The sequence below is a fragment of the Lactobacillus sp. PV012 genome (assembly GCF_014522325.1).
Classification (GTDB): Bacteria; Bacillota; Bacilli; order Lactobacillales; family Lactobacillaceae; genus Lactobacillus.
On sequence record NZ_CP041983.1, the window covers coordinates 1,045,416 to 1,065,726 of the forward strand.

The 20,311-nt window shown below is 33.8% G+C and carries 19 protein-coding genes; 1 reads left to right on the forward strand and 18 read right to left on the reverse strand.

The window, feature by feature from the left end; translation table 11 throughout:
* Positions 1-13 precede the first annotated feature (13 nt).
* The 7 genes from murG to FP433_RS05205 form a co-directional block, all read right to left on the reverse strand.
* Entirely contained in the window at positions 14-1,135 is a 1,122-nt protein-coding gene (murG, locus tag FP433_RS05175; RefSeq protein ID WP_265484255.1) for an undecaprenyldiphospho-muramoylpentapeptide beta-N-acetylglucosaminyltransferase, read from the reverse strand.
* 1 nt (position 1,136) lies between these two features.
* Positions 1,137-2,516, reverse strand: a complete 1,380-nt coding sequence (gene murD / locus FP433_RS05180) for a UDP-N-acetylmuramoyl-L-alanine--D-glutamate ligase (RefSeq protein WP_265484254.1) — start codon at positions 2,514-2,516, stop codon at positions 1,137-1,139.
* Positions 2,517-2,520: 4 nt separating this feature from the next.
* Positions 2,521-3,480 (reverse strand): phospho-N-acetylmuramoyl-pentapeptide-transferase, encoded by a 960-nt coding sequence (gene mraY / locus FP433_RS05185; RefSeq protein WP_265484253.1) that lies wholly within the window; start codon positions 3,478-3,480, stop codon positions 2,521-2,523.
* A gap of 14 nt (positions 3,481-3,494) precedes the next feature.
* Complete coding sequence (locus FP433_RS05190; protein ID WP_265484251.1) at positions 3,495-5,654, reverse strand: penicillin-binding transpeptidase domain-containing protein; 2,160 nt, start codon at positions 5,652-5,654, stop codon at positions 3,495-3,497.
* Positions 5,654-6,019: a cell division protein FtsL gene (ftsL, locus tag FP433_RS05195; protein ID WP_265484250.1), complete on the reverse strand. Its 366-nt coding sequence runs from the start codon at positions 6,017-6,019 to the stop codon at positions 5,654-5,656. Before ftsL ends, FP433_RS05190 begins: the two co-directional genes overlap by 1 nt.
* Positions 6,020-6,030: 11 nt before the next feature.
* Complete coding sequence (gene rsmH, locus FP433_RS05200) at positions 6,031-6,978, reverse strand: 16S rRNA (cytosine(1402)-N(4))-methyltransferase RsmH (protein ID WP_265486520.1); 948 nt, start codon at positions 6,976-6,978, stop codon at positions 6,031-6,033.
* A 200-nt stretch (positions 6,979-7,178) separates the two neighbouring features.
* Positions 7,179-7,514, reverse strand: coding sequence for a DUF3397 domain-containing protein (locus FP433_RS05205; protein WP_265484248.1), 336 nt, complete (start codon positions 7,512-7,514; stop codon positions 7,179-7,181).
* Positions 7,515-7,625: 111 nt separating this feature from the next.
* Here FP433_RS05205 and FP433_RS05210 point away from each other — a divergent pair, with 111 nt between their 5' ends.
* Positions 7,626-7,751, forward strand: coding sequence for a DUF4044 domain-containing protein (locus FP433_RS05210; protein ID WP_265484246.1), 126 nt, complete (start codon positions 7,626-7,628; stop codon positions 7,749-7,751).
* Positions 7,752-7,802: 51 nt separating this feature from the next.
* Here the strand turns inward: FP433_RS05210 and mreD are convergent, their stop codons facing one another.
* The 11 genes from mreD to thiI all read right to left on the reverse strand — a co-directional run bounded on the left by mreD (position 7,803) and on the right by thiI (position 20,303).
* Entirely contained in the window at positions 7,803-8,342 is a 540-nt protein-coding gene (gene mreD, locus FP433_RS05215) for a rod shape-determining protein MreD (RefSeq protein WP_265484245.1), read from the reverse strand.
* Complete coding sequence (mreC, locus tag FP433_RS05220) at positions 8,342-9,193, reverse strand: rod shape-determining protein MreC (RefSeq protein ID WP_265484244.1); 852 nt, start codon at positions 9,191-9,193, stop codon at positions 8,342-8,344. The genes mreD and mreC overlap by 1 nt, the downstream gene beginning before the upstream one ends.
* A 52-nt stretch (positions 9,194-9,245) precedes the next feature.
* Positions 9,246-10,247, reverse strand: coding sequence for a rod shape-determining protein (locus FP433_RS05225; RefSeq protein ID WP_322555904.1), 1,002 nt, complete (start codon positions 10,245-10,247; stop codon positions 9,246-9,248).
* A gap of 127 nt (positions 10,248-10,374) precedes the next feature.
* Positions 10,375-10,995: a JAB domain-containing protein gene (locus FP433_RS05230; protein WP_265484243.1), complete on the reverse strand. Its 621-nt coding sequence runs from the start codon at positions 10,993-10,995 to the stop codon at positions 10,375-10,377.
* Positions 10,996-11,027: 32 nt separating this feature from the next.
* The gene (locus FP433_RS05235; protein ID WP_265484242.1) at positions 11,028-11,708 is read right to left on the reverse strand and encodes an HAD family hydrolase; all 681 of its coding nucleotides are present in this window, start codon (positions 11,706-11,708) and stop codon (positions 11,028-11,030) included.
* Positions 11,705-12,961: a bifunctional folylpolyglutamate synthase/dihydrofolate synthase gene (locus tag FP433_RS05240; RefSeq protein ID WP_265484240.1), complete on the reverse strand. Its 1,257-nt coding sequence runs from the start codon at positions 12,959-12,961 to the stop codon at positions 11,705-11,707. The genes FP433_RS05235 and FP433_RS05240 overlap by 4 nt, the downstream gene beginning before the upstream one ends.
* A complete protein-coding gene (locus FP433_RS05245) occupies positions 12,961-15,600 on the reverse strand; it encodes a valine--tRNA ligase (RefSeq protein WP_265484238.1) in 2,640 nt (879 codons plus the stop codon). The genes FP433_RS05240 and FP433_RS05245 overlap by 1 nt, the downstream gene beginning before the upstream one ends.
* Before the next feature lie 362 nt (positions 15,601-15,962).
* The gene (locus FP433_RS05250; protein WP_265486521.1) at positions 15,963-17,060 is read right to left on the reverse strand and encodes a glycerophosphodiester phosphodiesterase; all 1,098 of its coding nucleotides are present in this window, start codon (positions 17,058-17,060) and stop codon (positions 15,963-15,965) included.
* Entirely contained in the window at positions 17,057-17,776 is a 720-nt protein-coding gene (locus tag FP433_RS05255; RefSeq protein ID WP_265486522.1) for a pseudouridine synthase, read from the reverse strand. The genes FP433_RS05250 and FP433_RS05255 overlap by 4 nt, the downstream gene beginning before the upstream one ends.
* A 124-nt stretch (positions 17,777-17,900) precedes the next feature.
* The gene (locus tag FP433_RS05260; RefSeq protein WP_265484234.1) at positions 17,901-19,019 is read right to left on the reverse strand and encodes a hypothetical protein; all 1,119 of its coding nucleotides are present in this window, start codon (positions 19,017-19,019) and stop codon (positions 17,901-17,903) included.
* Between the two features lie 66 nt (positions 19,020-19,085).
* Positions 19,086-20,303, reverse strand: coding sequence for a tRNA uracil 4-sulfurtransferase ThiI (gene thiI / locus FP433_RS05265; protein ID WP_265486523.1), 1,218 nt, complete (start codon positions 20,301-20,303; stop codon positions 19,086-19,088).
* Positions 20,304-20,311: the final 8 nt, after the last annotated feature.

A 20,311-nucleotide genomic window follows, 5' to 3' on the forward strand; every position in this document is an offset into this window, starting at 1 on the left:
CTCACCTATAACTTTAAGCACTTTTTTGCTTGCTAATCAAGTTTTCCATAACTTTAATTACTTGGTCAGAAGCATCAGGAATACCCATTTTCTTTGAAGCCTGCTTCATCTTCTTGGCATAGTCAGTATCTAACAAAATATGATCAATTGATGACACAAAATTATTAGGGTTTAAATCATCTTCACTAATTACTAAAGCAGCCCCTGCTTTCTCCATGTCCATCGCATTCTTCATTTGGTGATTATGAGTAACATTAGGACTCGGAATTAAAATCACTGGAATTCCTAAAGCAGTAAACTCAGCTAAACTAGTTGCCCCTGAACGTGAAACAACACATGTCATCTGAGGAAGTAACCCCGGCATATTCTTTATATATGGTACCACTCGAATATTATTTCCAACTTTTTTATCAGCTAATCTTTTTCTTATGCTGTCGTAGTATAATTGCCCAGTTGCCCAAATAATTTGATAGGGTTTCTTAGAAAGATCTGCAAGAGATTTTTCTACAATTTGATTAATTGCTAAGGCTCCTCGAGACCCACCAAATATTAAAACTGTTGGAATTGCTGGATCTAAATCCCATTTTTGGTTAATATCTACCTTTTCTTCATTCAATCCTAGTACTTGTTGTGAACGAGGATTTCCTGTTTTAACTAATTTCTTCTTTTCAGGGAATTGTTTGGCAGCATCATCAAAAGTGTAACAAATTTTATCTACATAATGAGCTAAAAACTTATTTGCTAATCCAACCACAGAATTCGATTCATGAATGATAGTAGGAATATGAAGTTTGGCAGCTTCAAACACAATTGCACCTGATACATACCCACCAGTTCCTACTACAATATCTGGCTTAAAGTTTTTAATAATCTTTTTTGCCTCTTTACTAGATTTTAAAAACTTATTAATCGTTGAAAAATTTTTCAATGGATGACGTCGATTAAACCCTTGAATATCCAAGGTTTTAAAGGGAACTTTTGCATTAGGCACAATCTTTGATTCAAGACCTTTCGTTGTTCCCACAAAAAGAATCTCATCATTTGTAACCAAATTTCGTTCTTTTAAGCGTTCAATCAATGCCATAATTGGATAAATGTGGCCGCCTGTTCCACCACCTGAAAAAATTACTCTCATTTTATTTTGTCTTTAATTCCTTTACAAATTTCACAAAGAAGTCACCACGTTCTTCAAAAGTATTAAATTGATCCCATGACGCACACGCTGGTGAAAAAAGAATCACGTCTCCCTCTTTACTACCTTCATATGCCTTTGGAACAGCTTCTTGAAGCGTGTTAACAATAATAATATCTTTTATTCCCGCTTTTCTAGCCGCATCTGCTAAAAGATAGCGCGTTTCACCATATAATACTATCGTCTTTACATGCTTCTTTAAAAGATCAACCAAACTATCAAACATAAAGCCACGATCTAGTCCCCCTGCTATCAAAACTTCGGGATTTTTAAAAGAATCAATCGCTACAGTGGCTGCTTCAATATTCGTTGACTTAGAATCATTATAAATTCTTCGACCATTATATGTCATTACATATTCTAAACGATGTTTGGCTCCTTTAAAAGTAGAAAGTACAGCTCTAATATCTTCATTACTTGCACCCATAACTTTAGAAATAGCAATTGCTACCAAACTATTTTGTTGATTATGGATACCTGGAATTTTAATTTCATCTATTTCCATAATATCTTCGTCTTTACCTTGAAGATATTTTTCACCAATAAAGTAATCAGCAGTTGAATCCACTTCTGAAAAAGTTAATACTTGAGCCTTAGTTTTAGATAACTCTTTTTTTAAAATATCTTTCTGATCAAAATTTGCTATAAAGTAATCACTACTATCCTGTGATTGAGTAATTCGTAATTTTGCCTCAACATAATTTTCAAAAGATTTATGATAATCTAGGTGCACATTATTATAGATATCGACAATTGCTGCCACCTTAGGCTTGACAGTATTGACACCCATTAATTGAAAACTAGACATTTCAACTACCAAAAGATCATCCTTGGTAGCTTTTTCAACTACTTCAGAAATTGGAACACCAATGTTTCCAACTGCATAAACATGATGTCCATTTTTTGCCAAATGATGATCCATGATTTGCTGAGTAAGCATCACAGTAGTAGTTTTTCCATTTGATCCAGTGACAGCCACATATGGGGCTTCGCTTACTCCTAAAGCAACTTCTGGCTCTGTAATTACTGGTACATTTTTCTTCTTAGCAGCAACTACCATTGGATTTTCATAAGGGATGCCAGGATTTTTGACTAAATAATCAAAAGCTTGGCTTTCAAAAATTTCTACTGGATGATGTCCTGAAATAACATTGACACCCAATTTTTCCAATTCTGCTGCTTGATCATTTCCCTTTAAATCCTTTTTGTCATTTAAAGTAAGTCGAGCACCTAACTTCAAAAGTAACTTTGCCACTGCAAAACCACTTTTTCCTAATCCTAATATTAAAATATTTTTATCTTTATATGTATCAACTTTTTTCATTTTACTAGCCCCAAATTAAAAGATAAATAATGCTTGCTACCAAACCTACGATCCAAAATACAATATCCACTTTCCATTCTGACCAACCAAGCATTTCAAAATGGTGGTGAATAGGCGTCATTTTAAAAATTCTTTTTCCAGTGGTTTGAAATGAAATCACTTGGAGGATAACACTAAGAGTTTCACACACAAAAACAATTCCAATCAATAGTAGTGACCATGGTCGGTGTAATAAAATAGAAACAATGGCTAAACCACCACCTAACGCTAAAGATCCAGCATCTCCCATAAAAATCTTAGCCGGTTTGTGATTAAAAATAAAGAAACCCACTAATCCACCAATTACACTCATTGTAAAGATAAGTACAGCCCAATTTTTATCTAAATAGGCCATATATCCATAGGTACCATACGCAATTACTGATAAACCAGTAGCCAAACCATCTAACCCATCAGAAAGATTAACTGCGTTAGAGAAACCTACTAGCCAGAAAATCATAAATAAAGCAAATAGAATCTCGCTATGAATTACTCCAAAAAATGGTACAAATAAAGCAGTGCTAAAATGATCACTAAAAGCCAAAAGTAAAATAATTGCTGCAATAATAATTTGACCTAGCAGTTTTTGCCATGCTCTTAATCCAAGATTACGCTTGTAAAATAACTTTAAGCCATCATCTAAAAAGCCAATAATTCCATACCCAATAAATGCTATCATAAGCATCCAAGCTGTCTTATTTAGGTTATGTTGCCATAATGATACCCAAAGTATCGAAATTATACTGGCAATAGTAAACACCACTCCTCCCATTGTAGGAGTTCCAGATTTCTTTTCATGCCATTTAGGTCCTTCATCACGGATTTGTTGTCCTTCATGTTTCATTCGCATGAAACCAATAAACAACGGTAAGAATATTACAGTTATTGCAAAACTGCTAATAAATGGTATTAAACTATATTGCATTTTTTGCTCCTTAATTATGTCAAGTCCACACTTAACTTTCTATTTGCTTTTAATCTTTCTCCTACTGCTAGGCTTTGTTTGGTTACGTGCCCACTTCCAGAAATTTTGATTGGGATTCCAATTACTTTACTAAATTCCTCAACTTCTGCCTTACTCCAGCCTTGCATATCTGGGATCTTAATTATTCCTCCAGTATAAAGAAATAATTTACTATTAAGAAAGGTTTTTGTTTGATAAGGTAATGATTGGCGTAATACTTTCTTACCACTACCAATAATATAAGCTTCAAAACCGCTATTTTGAGCTTCTTGTTTAGCTGCAGTAGCTTTCTTACCACTTAAAGCTGGTACTTCAATCGCTTCATTAACTGATTTTAATTGGGCGCTTGAAGAATTCAAAACTCTCTCCATTACTGGTTTAAAAATTGATGCTAGAATTGTTTCAGCTGATTTCATTTGTCGAGGTTGCTTTACAGTTATGTAAACACAATAGCGAGGATTGTTGGCTGGTGCAAAACCTACAACAGAGAAGAGATAATTTTTATCCCCTTTTAAATATCCCCCATTGGGAGCCGCAATCTGTGCAGTACCTGTTTTAACAGCTACATTTTTACCGGGAATTTTATAGGCTGTCCCAGTTCCGTAGTTCTTGTTTACAACATCTTGCATTGAACTCAAAATTGTCTGAGCAGTAGCAGCTGAAAAAATCGGTTCCCCTACTTTTTTAGTATGAAATTCAGAAATTGTTTTCCCATTAGAATTAGTAATCTTTTCAACAAATTGTGGTTTAATCATCTGACCATCATTTGCCACTGAACTAAATGCTTGCATCATCTGCATTGCATTAACGTTAACCCCTTGTCCAAAAGAAGTTACTGCTCCTTGCAATCGTGTAGTTAAAGACACCAATCCTGGATTTTCTCCCGGAAGAGTTACACCAGTCTTCTTACCAATTTGGAATTTATTAACGTAGCTTTTAAAGGTTTTCAATCCCATTTTCTGCTCTAAGATTGTAAATCCTACATTACTTGAACGTGGAAGAGCTTGACTCATTGGAATAGTTCCCCAGCCACTATTATTCCAGTCATGGATAGTTGCATCCTGCACTTTAATAGAACCAGACTTGTAATAACTATTAGGATTATAGTTGTTACTCTGAATTGCAGCTGCATAAGTCAAGATTTTAAAAACAGAACCCGGTTCATAAGCATCTTGCACTAAGATATTTCGCCAATTTGAATTCAATCCTTTTTTAGTTTGAGGATCAAATGTTGGTCTTTGAGAAGCTGCTAAAATTTGCCCTGTTTTAATATCTTCAACTACTGCTGTCATTGACTTCGGATCATATTCATCTTGTACTTTAGTCATTACACTTTCCAAATACGTTTGCAATTGCGAATCTAAAGTTAAATAAATATTGTCTCCATCTTCAGCTGCCTTGTATAAATGCTCACTGTTAGGCAATTGATACTGATCAGCATCCACTAGTGCTTTTCTGTAACCATCCTTACCACTTAATTGCTTATTAAAATACTGTTCAATTCCCATAGTTCCTACTAAATTTGTAGAACTTGTCGTTTTTGAATTAGACTTGGGAGTTACCAATCCTACAATATGTGAAGCAAACACACCATTTGGATATAAGCGTGAAGGAGTCTCAACAAATTTTATTCCTGGGAGCTTCATTGCCTCAATTTTCTTTTTTTGCGATAAACTTAATCCTGACCCAGCTGTCCCAAATTCAACCTGATAGGCTTTATTTTTAGGAGTTAAATATTTATATATTTTATCTTCACTTAATGGTAAGACAGTAGCTAATTTTTGTGCCGTTTCTCTTTTATTGATCACATACATTGGCTTATTTTTGTAATCAATTGAAGATTTATCTAAAATTGCATATATTGTAAATTGATGGGAATCTTCAGCAATTGTTAGGCCATTGCGATCATAAATACTACCTCTAGTAGCATTCAAAACTTCATTTCGCTGATAGAGTTCTTTTACTCGGGTCGCAATATCTTTCCCCGCTACTTTATGAGAAAGTCCCAAATAAAATAGACGACTTATAAATACAATAAAAACCAAAGCTAATCCTAACTGTAAAATTCTTCCTACAGTGAATCTATAGTTATGAGCTTTGGATATATTTCGTTTAAAATTATTAAACTTTTTCATTATCGAACATTCCTAAGATTACTTTCAATAATATGTAAACCATTTTGAGCGGCTACTTTATTTAAACGCTTTGTGGAAGTTAGTTCACCGATTTCTTGTTTGAGATCAGTATTAACTGATTGTTTAGCCGATATCTTATTCTCAATTTTACTAAGTTGTTGCTGCGCTTGAGTTTGTGAGACAGTTGCAGAAACAGTCAATATCATAAGCACTAAAACTGCCAGTGAACCAATAAAAATTAAAAACTTTTCAAATTTATTTACTGGTACCTTATTAGGATCCAAATTTACACGTTTTTGTGGTGTAGGATCTTGGGAAACTGATACATGATGATAAGTATACGATCTTGCTGAACTGTCAGCCATATTTAACTCCTTTATAATTTCTCGGCAACTCTTAATTTCGCACTATGCGAACGATTATTTCTTTCTACTTCTTCTTCAGTTGCTATAATAGGTTTTCGACTAATTAACTTTAAAATTGGTTTACTATCAGCAGGTGCCATTGGCATCCCTCTAGGGATTTCTACCTCAGAGTACTTTTTAAACAATTTTTTTACAATTTTGTCTTCATGAGACTGAAAAGTAATGACACTTATTCGTCCACCAGGCTTTACTACTTCAATAGCTTCCTTGAGTGACTCACTTAAAACATCTAATTCATGATTAACAGCAACCCTTAAGGCTTGAAAGCTCTTTTTAGCTGGGTGGCCACCTGTTCGCCTTACAGCAGCTGGAATAGCTGATTTAATAATGTCCACTAATTGAAAAGTTGTTTCAATTGGATGTACTTTCCGCACTTCAACAATTTTACGTGCTATTTGACGCGAAAACTTTTCATCCCCGTACTGATAAAGAACATCACTTATGTCTTTTTCTGACCATGTATTAACTATTGTATAAGCGTCTAATTCTTGTTCCTGATTCATCCTCATATCTAATCGTGCATCAAATCGATATGAAAAACCTCGCTCTCCTCGATCCAGTTGAGGTGACGAGACGCCTAAATCATAAAAAATCCCATCAATTCCTCGATTGTAACCCAATCGTTCTAAATTATCCTTTAGATGAGAAAAATTATCATGCACTAAAATCAATTTTTTCTTTTCTTTGCCTGACAGCTCGGCTGCAAATTTTGTTTTTGCTAAATTAATTGCATATTCATCTTGATCAAAGCCGATTACTGTCCCCTGATCTATTTTGCTAAACAAATAACTTGTATGGCCTCCACCGCCAAATGTTGCATCTACATATACTTTATTATTTTGAGGATTTAAATTATCAATTGTTTCATGTAAAAGTACACTTTTATGTTTAAATTCCATAGTTTTTATTTCTAATTTATCTACTTAAAGTTCCTATCTTGTGGAACAGTTTCTTGTTCTTTTAATTATAATTTATCACAATTCATCTACTTCTACCATATGATTAGCGGAATTATTTATAATCAAGCTATTTTTAATAAAAACTAAATCTATATTCATGAACATATGTTTCACAAAATGCTTATTTAGATAACGTTATTTTATAATACTAGCAAAATAATTAACCCAATATACCAAAAAACTGAACACATTACTAGGTAATTCCACAAAGTACGTATCAATTTTGCTAAGCGTACATTCTTATCTTTCCGAGCAAATTTTATTGCTACTATAACTACTAATATAAAATAAAGCCAAAGACCATACGGCAAAAAACTAGGTTGATGCTTAATTTGGGTAATTAATTGACAGCTCCAAAGAAAGAAAAAAGGTAAAATATCATATCCTTTAAATTGTGCTTTTGGAAATACCCTACTCAAAATTCCTGCACACAAGATACCAATAATTGGTATCAAAAAAATCCATAATAGTTGCATTGTAATTCCTCCATACCAATTATTAATTTTATCGTATTTTCATTGGTAATAAAGGAGAAATTGAAAAAGAATAAAGAATGAGATAGAATATTAATATTTAAGGAGGCTATTATGGCAAAAAGAAGACGTAAAAAAAAGACACCCTTCCAAGTTTTGACAATTATTATGGCATTTATTATGGCACTTATTACTTTGTTTGGTGTTGTTGGAGTTGCATTTAATTATATGTTTCAATAAAGTAAAAAGACCTTAAATTCTTCCTTAGTAAAGAATTTAAGGTCTTTTTTATTAGAAAAAGTATCTGCGTTGTGAAACCAAGAATGGGTGTTCTTCTACTAATTTTACCCAGAAACGATAAGTAATTAAGAAAATTATCAAACACATTCCCCATCCTGGAAGTAAACTCCACACCAAACTTGAAATCGATAAAGAAATAGTTCCAGCAATTGAAAATACAATAAACAGATAAATTTCCATAAGAGCATATCCAATTAATGTCACAATTAGCCGCATCCAAAATACTTCTGGTAATATCCTAGCAACCCTTTGAGCTAAAAAGCATAATAGCGGAAAACTTACCGTATAAACACCCAGAAAGCCATAGTAGTATAAATCTGCTAATATTCCAAGACCAAAGCAAAGCCAAATATTATTGACATTACGATCATCGACTAATCCAATTAGAGAGATTCCAACTACTGAAAACCAACAACTTGCTCCAAAATCACCCTGAAAAATAAAACCTTGTAAACGATAAGCAAAAATCCCATCAAGCAAGACTGCCACTAATAATGCTATTGCTACATACCATTGGCGAAGAATTCGCATTATTGTGACACCTCTCTTTTAACTACAGAAATAATTGACGGATCGTTCAAATTACCTGCTGGTGTAATATCAATTACATCTGACAAGCCAAAATTATCTCGAGTAGTCTTCTTAACAGTTCCTATTAACAGACCTTTAGGAGAACGTCCTCCCATTCCGCTTGTGTAAACCTTAGTACCTTTTTTTAACTTAGCTCCATCAATAACTTGAGTAAATGCTAATTGATCTCCATCCATTACTGAAATAATTCCATGGACTTTTTTACCATTGGTACTTTCTGCTTCTACAGCAAAGCGATTAGCAGATTTATCTGTGCTAGTCAAAAGTTCAACCTTTGAAGAAGTACGATTTGCTTCTAAAATTCGTCCAATAACTCCCCCACCACTCATGACAGCCATATTTTTTTCTACTCCAGATTGAGTACCCTTATTTATAATCAAAACATCTGACCAAGAATCTGAAGCACGAGAAATAACAGATCCAGTTATAATATCATAATTTGTCAAAGTCTCTTTTAACTTTAAGGCCGCCTTAAGTTGTGCATTTTCACTTTCTAAAGTGCTATTTCTAACTTTTGTTTGCGCTAAGTCATCAACTTTTGACCTTAAATGATCATTTTCATTTTCTGCATTTACTAAGTCGCTAACACTTTTACTACTATTGGTTACTAAACTTACGGGCCAGCTAACTACCCGACTCACAATTGCCATTGTATCATTACCTACTCGCTGCACAAAAGATGGCGTAGACTTTCGATTTCTAAGTCCTACTGAAATTGTCAGTAAACCTAACACTACTACAATTGTTACAACCGTAATTAATAATTTTTTATTTTTAATAAAGCTTTTCATCTTAAGTATTTCACATTCCTAAAAAGAAAAGCTGGCGCTTGCCAGCTTTTCATTAATGCTTACCACGCATAACTTCGATATTTTTAAGAGATTCACCTGTACCAATTGCAACACAGTCAAGAGGATCCTGCGCAATAAATACTGGAACTTTAGTTGCATCTGAGATAACTTCAGGTAAATTCTTTAATAAAGCTCCACCACCTGTTAAAACAATTCCATGATCAATTACATCAGCTGCAATTTCAGGAGAAGTTTCTTCAAGGGTTTCTTTAATCGCAACAATAATACTTTGAACAGATTCTTGAATAGCTTTAGCAACATCAACTGCATTAATTTCAATAGATTTAGGTAATCCAGTAACTAGATCACGTCCTCTGATGCTCATTGAATCCATTTTTTCTGCTTTTTCAACAGAAGCAGATCCAATTTGAATCTTAATATCTTCAGCAGTTCTTTCACCAATTAACAAATTAAAGTTTTGGTGAACATAGGCACTAATAGCTGCACTAAACTTATCACCAGCAACTCTAATTGAACGAGCTGAAACAATTCCACCCAATGAAATAGTAGCAACATCAGTAGTACCACCACCAATATCAACAACCATTGATCCAGTTGGATCCATTACTGGTAGACCTGCACCAATTGCAGCAGCAAATGGTTCTTCAATTACATAAGCTTCACGTGCACCTGCTACACGCGCAGCGTCAATAACTGCTCTTTTTTCTACTTCAGTAACTCCTGAAGGAACACAAATCATTATAGCTGGCTTTGAATTTCCAACGGTTTTTTCCATAAAGTATTTAAGCATTGCAGCAGTTGTATCATAATCGGCAATTACTCCATCTTTCATTGGACGAATTGCCCTAATAGAACCAGGTGTTCTACCAATCATTTCCTTAGCTTCAGTACCAACAGCAATTACTGCTCCAGTTTGAGTATTTTTTGCAACTACTGAGGGTTCACGTAAGACGATTCCTTTGCCTTCACTATATACTAGGGTGTTTGCTGTTCCCAAATCAATACCAATATTTTTCGATCCCATTCCAAACACGCAAAATCTCTCCTTAATAAATGGTTTATTTAATTAATTATCCTAAATTAGTATCTTTTATTTAGTCTCTGCTATTATAGCATATAAAATTAAAACTTTTATTAAAGATGGGACAATTTACCAAGCTTTAAAAAACTTTCATTTCTCTAAAACTATAGTAATCTACATCCGAAACAACAAAATGATCAAGAATATCAATTCCTACTAATTTACTTACAGAGGTTAGTTTTTTTGTAAAATCAATATCTTGTTGGGAAGGAGTACAATCACCACTAGGATGATTGTGAACAATAATAAAACTTGCTGCATTATAAATAATTCCCCACCTAAAAATATCTCTTGGGTGTGCAAGTGACTTATTTAAAGTTCCACGACAAATTAATTTTTCTGCAATAATTCTATTTTTTGAATCTAAATATAGCGCTACAACCTCTTCTTGTGTTTTTCCACAAAATTTGTCTTGTAAATAATAACCGACCTGGGCACTAGAAGAAAATCGATCTAAACGTTCATTTTGTAACCTTTTAATACGATAAATTAACCCTTTTAAGCAAAGTGTTAAATCTTCAGGACAATCCGTAGTAGTTAAAAATTTCCATAAATCTTCTAAAGAATGAATTTCTTGCTTCTCTAAATATTCCTTTAATTGATTAAAGTTATCAATTTTTTCTTTTCTTAGATATTCTTTCAAACGAAAAAATAACTGCTTATCACTTTGCAATAAATAATGATCTTTTTCCAAGTTCATCTAAAAACTCCTTTCATCATTATTTACGCAAATTATTTCGTATTTTGTAGTACTTGATTAAAATTAGAGTAAATTGCCGTAGCATTTTCCTTATCTTTTTTACTAGGTGCTTTTAAATCAGGAATCATGATCACAGGTAGTTGGGCATTTTTAGCAGCTTGAACTCCAGAAGAAGAATCTTCAAAGACCACTAAATTACTAGCAGGCAGTCCCATTCTTTTCTGAGCCAGGTCATAAATATCACTCGCCGGTTTACTTTTTAGTTGTTTTTTTAAAACATCATCGTAACTTAAATAGAAATCAAAATATTGCTTGATTTTTGTTACTTTCATATCTTCTTGAATTACACTCTTATAATTACTGGAAGCAATTCCCATTTTAAGATCATGGTTTTTTAAATATGTAAGAAATTGGGCCACGCCTGGTTGCAATTTTAGCTTTCCTTCTTTTGTCCACTGAGCAACTAACTCATCCGTTCTTTTGATAAAGTCTTCGCGTGCTTGAATAGTTGGAAAATATTTATCATAAAATTCTGACATTTTTTTGACACTAGCCCCTGCTAACTTTAGATATGAATTCTCTGGAATATCTAGACCTGCTTCTTTAGCTGCTTGAATATTAGCTTGCCAATACAGTTTTTCAGAATTTACTAGCAAACCATCCATATCAAAAATTACACCTTTAATATCATTTTTTATACCTGCTATTTTCACTTCTGGTTCCTTCCTTGATGGATATAATTTAAGATTGCACCTACTAAATAAAATGAACCTGTAACTACCAAAATATCATCTTTTTTTAGTCTGTTAACGACTTTATCAAAGGCTTCCTTATAGTCTTCAGTATAAGTGGCTCTTTTTTGAATATCAATGGGAAAGTCCTCAAGTTTTGCTGCACGAGGATAGGAAATTCTAGTTAAATTTATTTCATCTTTATCATCAAAAAGTTCAAAAACCTGGGTTAAATCTTTATCTTTCATCATCCCTACCAAAAAATGAATTTTTTGACCTTTTTGGTTATGAATAAACTTCAAAAGATTTTTCATCGCCTGGACATTATGGGCACCATCAACAACTATTAATGGCTTTTCTTGTACTATTTGATAACGTCCTGGAATTTGTGTCTGATTAATTGCTTTTTCAACATCGTTTTTATCTAGTTGTAATCCTAACAACTCAACAGCCTTTACTGCCATTCCAATATCAAAAGCTTCCACTTCAGGGCGCCAATTAAATTGATAATGTTCTTGGCCAGTTTGATATAAAACGTTCTCATTTACCTTGATTTCAAAGTCTTCACCCAAATGATATATTGGGGCAGAAAATTTTTGCGCTTTTTCTTTAATAATTGCTTTAACTTGATAAGGTATTTTCCCTACAATTACTGGCTTTTTTTGCTTAATAATTCCACTTTTTTCCTTAGCAATATCTTGAATTGTAGGCCCGATAATTTGTTCATGATCTAAGCCAATTGTCGTAATAATACTTAACTCAGGTACGATGACATTGGTTTTATCATGCTCCCCACCAATCCCTACTTCAATTACAGCATAATCTACCTGTTGCTTATAAAAAATCCAAAAAGCCATTGCTACTTCAAATTCAAAAGTTACTAGATGAAAATCAGGTTCTTCATTTTGGATTTTCTTAATTATCTGCTGAATTGCCAGATATCCTTCTACTAAATCTGCATTACCTATCGGTTCTCCACCTACTTGAATACGTTCATTAAATTTTTCAATATATGGCGAAACAAAAAGGCCGGTTTTTTGACCAGCCTTTTCTAATAGATTACGTAGATAGTACGAAGTTGATCCTTTACCATTAGTGCCCGTGACATGAATCGTTTTAATTTTATCTTGCGGATTTCCTAATTCTTTTAAAACTCGCTTAATGTAAATTAATTCATTACGCTCATGCCAACGTGGTAATTCTTCAATTTTAGAAATAACTTCTTCGTAATTCACTATTTACTATCCTTTAACTCTTGAATACGTTGACGAACACCAGCTAATTGACTTTCATAATCAGCCTTTTTAGCCTTCTCTTTATCTACTACAGCTGCAGGAGCATGGTCGACAAAACCCTTATTAGCTAATTTCTTTTCTGCACGAGTTACTTCGCCTTCCAAACGTTTTTCTTCTTTTTCCATTTTGGCAATTTCATCGTCAACATTAACTAATTCTGTCAATGGTACAAAAATTTGTGCCCCTGGAATTACGGCTGTTTTAGCTAAAGTTGGAGCCTCAACTGCAGTATCCACCTTCAAAGTCTTAGGATGTAAGAAGTTTTCAACATACTCTGCATTATCACTTAAAATATGTTGATTATTTTCATCATCTAGTTGAATTAAGATATCAATTTCTGATGACATTGGTGCATTAACTTCCATACGAATATTACGTACTGCCTTAATCACTTCAATTAAGAAGTTCATTTCTTCATTAGCAGCTGTGTTTTCAAATTCTTTATGAGTAGTTGGATAGTCAGCAACCATAATACTTTCACCATCATGAGGCATTGATAACCAAAGTTTTTCAGTCACAAATGGCATAATTGGGTGCATTAAACGTAAAATTTGATCTAAAATCCAAATTAAGTTTTCTTGCTTACGAGCCTTTAATTCTTCATCGTTACCATTTAAAGCAACCTTAGCCATTTCAATATACCAATCACAGAAGTCATTCCAGATAAAGTTATAGAGTAATCTTCCTGCTTCACCAAATTGATACTCATCAAATAAGCGCGTTACTTCACCAACTGTCTGATTCAAACGGTCAAAAATCCACTTGTCAGCTAAATCAAACTTAGTTGTATCTGGCATATGAGCTGGTTTTGCATCTTCTGGCAAGTTCATAATTACGAAACGACTAGCATTCCAAATCTTATTAATGAAGTTCCAAGCAGCATCCATCTTAGTATAACTAAAACGAGTATCTTGACCAGGCGCAGTACCATTTAGTAAGAACCAACGAAGTGCATCAGCACCATACTTATCAATGACATCCATTGGGTCAATACCATTACCCAATGATTTAGACATTTTACGTCCTTGTTCATCACGAATTAAACCGTGTAACACAACATCATCAAATGGTTTTTCTTTGGTAAAGTGCAAACTTTGGAAGATCATTCTGGATACCCAGAAGAAAATAATATCGTAACCAGTAACTAAGGCATTAGTTGGGAAGTAACGCTTGAAGTCTTCTGAATTAGTATCAGGCCAACCCATAGTTGAAAATGGCCACAAAGCACTTGAGAACCAAGTATCTAACACATCTGGATCTTGTTCCCAATTTTCGATATCTTTAGGTGCTTCTTCTTGTACAACCATTTCACCAGTTTTTTTATTGTACCAAGCTGGAATTCGGTGTCCCCACCATAATTGACGGGAAATTACCCAGTCATGAACATTTTCCATCCATTGCTCTAAAGTGTGGGCAAATCTTTCAGGAACAAAGTTAACCTTATTTTCACTATCTTGATTTTCTAAAACCTTATCTGCTAAAGGTTTCATCTTAACAAACCATTGGGTAGACAATCTTGGCTCAACTTGAACACCTGAACGTTCTGAGTGACCTACAGAGTGCACAATAGGTTCAACTTTAATTAAGTAACCTTCATCTTCTAGATCTTTTACTAAAGCTTTACGGGCTTCAAAACGATCCATTCCTGCATATTTACCAGCTTTATCATTCATCGTACCATTTGAATTCATCACATTGATTCTTTCCAAATTGTGACGATTACCTACAGCAAAGTCATTAGGATCATGAGCTGGTGTAATCTTAACTAATCCAGTACCAAATTCTGGATCAACGTGTTGATCTTCAATAATTGGAATACGGCGTCCAACTAATGGTAAAATCAATTCTTTTCCAACTAAATCCTTGTATCTTTCGTCTCCTGGAGCTACTGCTACAGCAGTATCACCAAACATTGTTTCTGGACGAGTAGTGGCAATTTCAACAAAGCCTGAACCATCTGCAAATGGATATTTAATATGGTAAAAAGCACCATTATCATCTTTGTGAATTACTTCAATATCACTTAAAGCAGTTTCTAATTTTGGATCCCAGTTAATAATGTATTCTCCACGATAAATTAAGCCTTCATTATAAAGTTTTACGAAAACCTTCTTAACTGCTTTTGATAAACCATCATCTAAAGTAAAACGCTCGCGTGAATAATCTAAAGATAAGCCAAGTTTAGACCATTGACTCTTAATAATATTTGCGTATTCATCTTTCCATGCCCAAACTTGTTCTAAGAATTTTTCACGTCCAAGTTCATGACGATCTTTACCTTGTTCACGTAAGCGTGCTTCAACTTTTGCCTGAGTAGCAATACCAGCATGATCCATCCCTGGCAAGTACAAAGTATCGTATCCCTGCATTCTCTTTAAACGAATTAAAGTATCCTGAATTGCAGTATCCCAAGCATGCCCCAAGTGTAACTTACCAGTTACATTTGGTGGTGGAATAACAATTGAATAAGGGTGAGCTTTTTTGTCACCTGATGGCTTAAATAAATCCTCATCAAGCCAAGTTTGATATCTGCCTTTTTCAACAGCAGATGGATCATATTTTGGGGCTAAATCTGCCATAATATTTCCTCCATTAAAAAAGTCCTAGACTGTATAAGTCTAGGACGATTGAATTCTAATTAACCGCGGTACCACCTAAGTTAAAAGTATAATAAGATATACTTTTCTCTTCTTTGCAGTAACGGTGCATAATTCCGAATTAACCTACTATTAGTTCAATTAATCAGCTAACAAGCTACCAGTTGACTTCATAGGTCTTTCAGCACTAGGACCAATTCTCTAAGCTTGAGTCAACAACTCTTGTATTATTGCTTTGTGTCTGATTATAGCATGAATTAAAGAATTTAAAAAGAGCTGATATTCTTATAATTCTTCAATTATCTTTTATATTACTTTATACTCTACATTTATAGCATGAAACTTTATTTTATCCACTGGTCTCCGCCTAAGTTATAAGCAGTTTTACCATTTGTTTTAGCTACCGCATAATAATTCCAGTAGCTATTTGCACGCAAAGTTTTACCTGCAGCATGGGTAAAAGTTAAATCCGTGTACACCGGCGTAATCTTTGAAACATGAATTAAACCAGATTTCGATTTTGGTGCATTAGCATTTTTCTCATAAAACTTACTTGCCTCAACCCAAATTCCTGGTGTGACATGATAATATAACTGATCATTAACTAGTTTGATGCTGTCAATCGTCAGCATAGTTCCTTTCCAAATAATATGACCATTAATTTTTTGGGGAGGAAAATCTCCTAATGAATAAACAGGTACTAGATGATTTCTTCTGGACAAAATCATCGCTAATTCCACTGGATTATCTGTCAAAATTCCAGTGACAAGTTTATCTGGCTGCATGAATTTATGCATCTGTTTAACTTTATTGATCCCCCAAAGTAGATACCCTTTGTCATGGCTAGTTAAAAACTCTGCAACTGACTTTTGATAAGCATCAGAAACATAATACTCGCTTGTAGCAAGTGATTGATAATCTCCCGCAAGCTGCGCCCGAGGAATTTCAGGAGCTAGTTGCTTTAAAGTTGCTAAAGCATCTTTTGAAAAAGATTCAAAAAGAATTCGTTTTTGTAAATGATACTTCTTTATTAGATCAACCAATTGTTTACAATCCGCTTCACTATCGCTCTTTGGTTCAATCATAAACTTGACCTTAGAATTACCCTGATAACGCTGAAAAACATCATTTAGTTTTAAAATATGTTGCCCATTACGATTTTCATATTGGGATAATTCTTGATAAGTAATATCACTAATCTTGCGATCCACACCAAAAACTCGGCTTAAATTATCATCGTGACTAAGTACCAATACATGATCGTTTGTCTCCTGCAAATCAAGTTCGAGATAATTAACACGGGCGCAAACAGCACGGTCATATGCAAACCAACTGTGTTCAACAGTTTTTCCATTATCACTGTCACCACGGTGTGCAATATTCATCATGCCACAGACAAATGGAAAAATTGTGAGAAAAAATAATATAATTAATTTTTTCATTTTTCTTCTTTCAAATTTTTAATTTGATTCACTGATAATTCACTATATTTACCTTGAGCTAAATCTTCAGGTAGAGATAATCTCCCCATTGAAATTCGATCAAGTTCAAGTACCTTCATCCCTTCTGCACCAAACATCCGCTTAATTTGATGGTACTTTCCTTCTTTAATTGTAATTTCAATTTTAGAAGTTCCATTTTCTTCATCAGTATCCAAAATTTTTAATTTTGCAGGTTTCAAAGTTGTTCCATCTTTTAAGGTCATTCCTTCTGCAAAATTTCTCACTGTCTCTTCACTAACTATCCCTGCAATTTTAGCCTGATAAACTTTATCCACATGTTTACTTGGCGCTAATAACTCATGATTCAATTGCCCGTCATTCGTTAACAAAAGCAAACCCGTGGTATCCTTATCTAATCTGCCCACCGGCGCCATATCCTTATAACGATCCTTTGGATCTAATAAGTCTATTACTGTCTTTTGGTGCAGATCTTCAGTTGCTGATAAAACTCCTTTAGGTTTATTTAATAAAAAGTAATGATATTGTTGATACTTAATTTCTTCCTCACCAACTTTTACAACATCATTTTCTTTTACCTTTTCTTTTGGTGTCTTAACAACATTTTCATTAATCGTCACAATTCCTTGTTTTATCAATTCATGAACTTGTTTGCGACTCCCAACATTCATATTTGCCAAGTATTTATCAATTCTCATAATTACCACCATTTAAGTTTTAATTAACAGTTACTTTCTAAATTTATTTTACCTTATTCCTCTTATTCAAGAACACAAAAAAATTCTTAGTACTTTATACTAAGAATTTTTCTATTTCCCTCCTCTATTTTTTCTTAACCTTCTCGCTCTTTACAGTATCTTTTATCTTAATTACTCGATCCATATGTAACAAGTCTGGATTCTTGCGGTAGCGAGTAGTTGCTGATTCAAATAAAAGATAAATTTCACCATCTTTTCCAATAATTTGTTCAAGATATGGTGGCAAGTTAATTGTTTTATCGGCCTCAGCAAGGTTTAACTTAAAGTTAGGCTTATTTAATTTGTTTTTGAAAATTAATAATTGGGAATTATAGTTACCATATGAAGATGATAATAAAATATTATTTTTATCAAAACTAATTCCCTGAATTTGCGGATAAGTAGACCAATTTTCTTCAGGAACAGCAAGATTGTTATCTTTCTTATCTTTTTTCAAAAGTCCCTTCTTATCAAGATGATAAGCAAAAAGCTGTCCTCCATGAATTTTATCAAAATACCCCACATATAGCTTACCCTTATGATAAGTCAAATAAGATGTCCGCTTAGGGTTAGCTAAATTAGTACCATGATGGAACTTAATTGGCTTTTTCTGTTGCTGGAGATTGTAACTTTCGATTTCATTTAAAGTTACTGATTGAATCTGTGCGCGCTTATGCCGATTAATCGTTGCTATCCATAAGCGATCGTGATCATCATCATAAGTAATTCCTCCAACATGGTCAAGATTATTTAAAGCAATCGTTTTGATAAAACGACCGGTCTTAAAGTTTAAAACCCATAAAACTGAATCATACTTTTTACTTTTACTATAAGCGGAAATAATCAAGTATTTGTGATGAATAATTGCTAGTCCTTGGGGATCCATGTCATAAGCAATTCCCACTTTCCCTTTATCAGGAGCTTTATGCTTAATAGCAGCGGATTTAATTAGACCTGGAATAACATAAAAAGTTGGCTTTTGAGCAAAATCCAAGTTTTTATAAACGTCTGGATACTGCTTTTGTAATAAGGATTTAAATTTCTTCGTAGAATATGAAGCGGGACGTGTACTCGTATTATCTACTACTGCCGGTTCCGGAGATACATTCTTGGAATTATTAAACTTCCAAACACCAAAAACTACCCCACAAAAAATTAAAACTATGACTATAATTAACTGCCAAGATACTTTATTTCTTTGCAAATTTCCTACTCCTATATCTTTCTTAACTAAAAATACTACCCTGAATATTCGGGTAGTATTTTATCATCAAAGTAAATTCATATCAATTTGTGCTTGATCATCTAAAAAAGTCTCATTTGGACGAATAGTAGTTACTTCGATCCCATCAAGCGCACGTTGAATTAACCCTTCAACATCCAAACGATCTTCAAATTTACGTGCGTCCTTTAATTTTGGCTTAGTTTTAGGACGAGGTGGAGCAAAAATTGTACAGCAGTCCTCAAATGGCTTGATAGACAAATCAAAAGTTCCAATTTCTTCAGCTAAACGAATAATTTCGGTTTTGTCCATAGTAGCTACTGGTCGCAAAACAGGAGTAGTGGTCACATCATTAATTGCTACCATCGACTCTAAAGTTTGAGACGCAACTTGACCAACCGATTCCCCATTAAAAATTGCAAGACCACCACGCATTTCACGAATTCGATCCGCAAGTTGAAGCATAAATCTTCTTTGAACAGTCATTAAGTAACCTTCAGGTAACTTTTCCTTAATTTGCTCTTGAATTTCTGCAAATGGCACTGCGATAAAGTTAATTTTCCCACTATAATTTGCTAAAATTCCAGCTAATTCTTTTGCTTTAGCTAAGGCCTTATCTGTTGTATATGGTGGACTAAAGAAGTGTACCATTTCAATATCAACACCACGTTTTAAAGCTAAGTATGAGGCAACTGGGGAGTCAATTCCACCTGAAAGCATCATCACTGCTTTACCAGCAGTACCAACTGGCATCCCTCCAGCACCTTTAATCAACTGATTAGAAATATAGACTCCATCTTGGCGTACTTCAATTCTTAAAACCATATCTGGTTTTTTCATCTGAACTTTTAAGTTATCCATATTATCAAATAAATGGTCACCAATCATTTTATTCAATTGATTAGTATCATATTCAAATTCATGGTCACTTCGACGGGTATTAACTTTAAAAGTCATCCCATCTTCAAAAGTTGCTTGCATTAATTCTAGAGCTGTTTTCTTAATAGCTTCGATATTTTTTTCAACTTTAATAGTTGGTGAGTAAGTTTGAATACCAAAAACTTTCTTCAAACGTTGATCAATTTCTTCAAATGGTGCTCCATTTAATACAATATGTAATCGATCATGCTTAGGATGAATTTCAATTTCTGGAAAATCTTTTAACACTCTGGTGATATTTCCTGCTAAACGACCAATAAAGTCCTTACGATTCTTTCCTTTAGTAGAAAGTTCACCATAACGAACCATAACTTCCGTATATTGCATCTATCTGC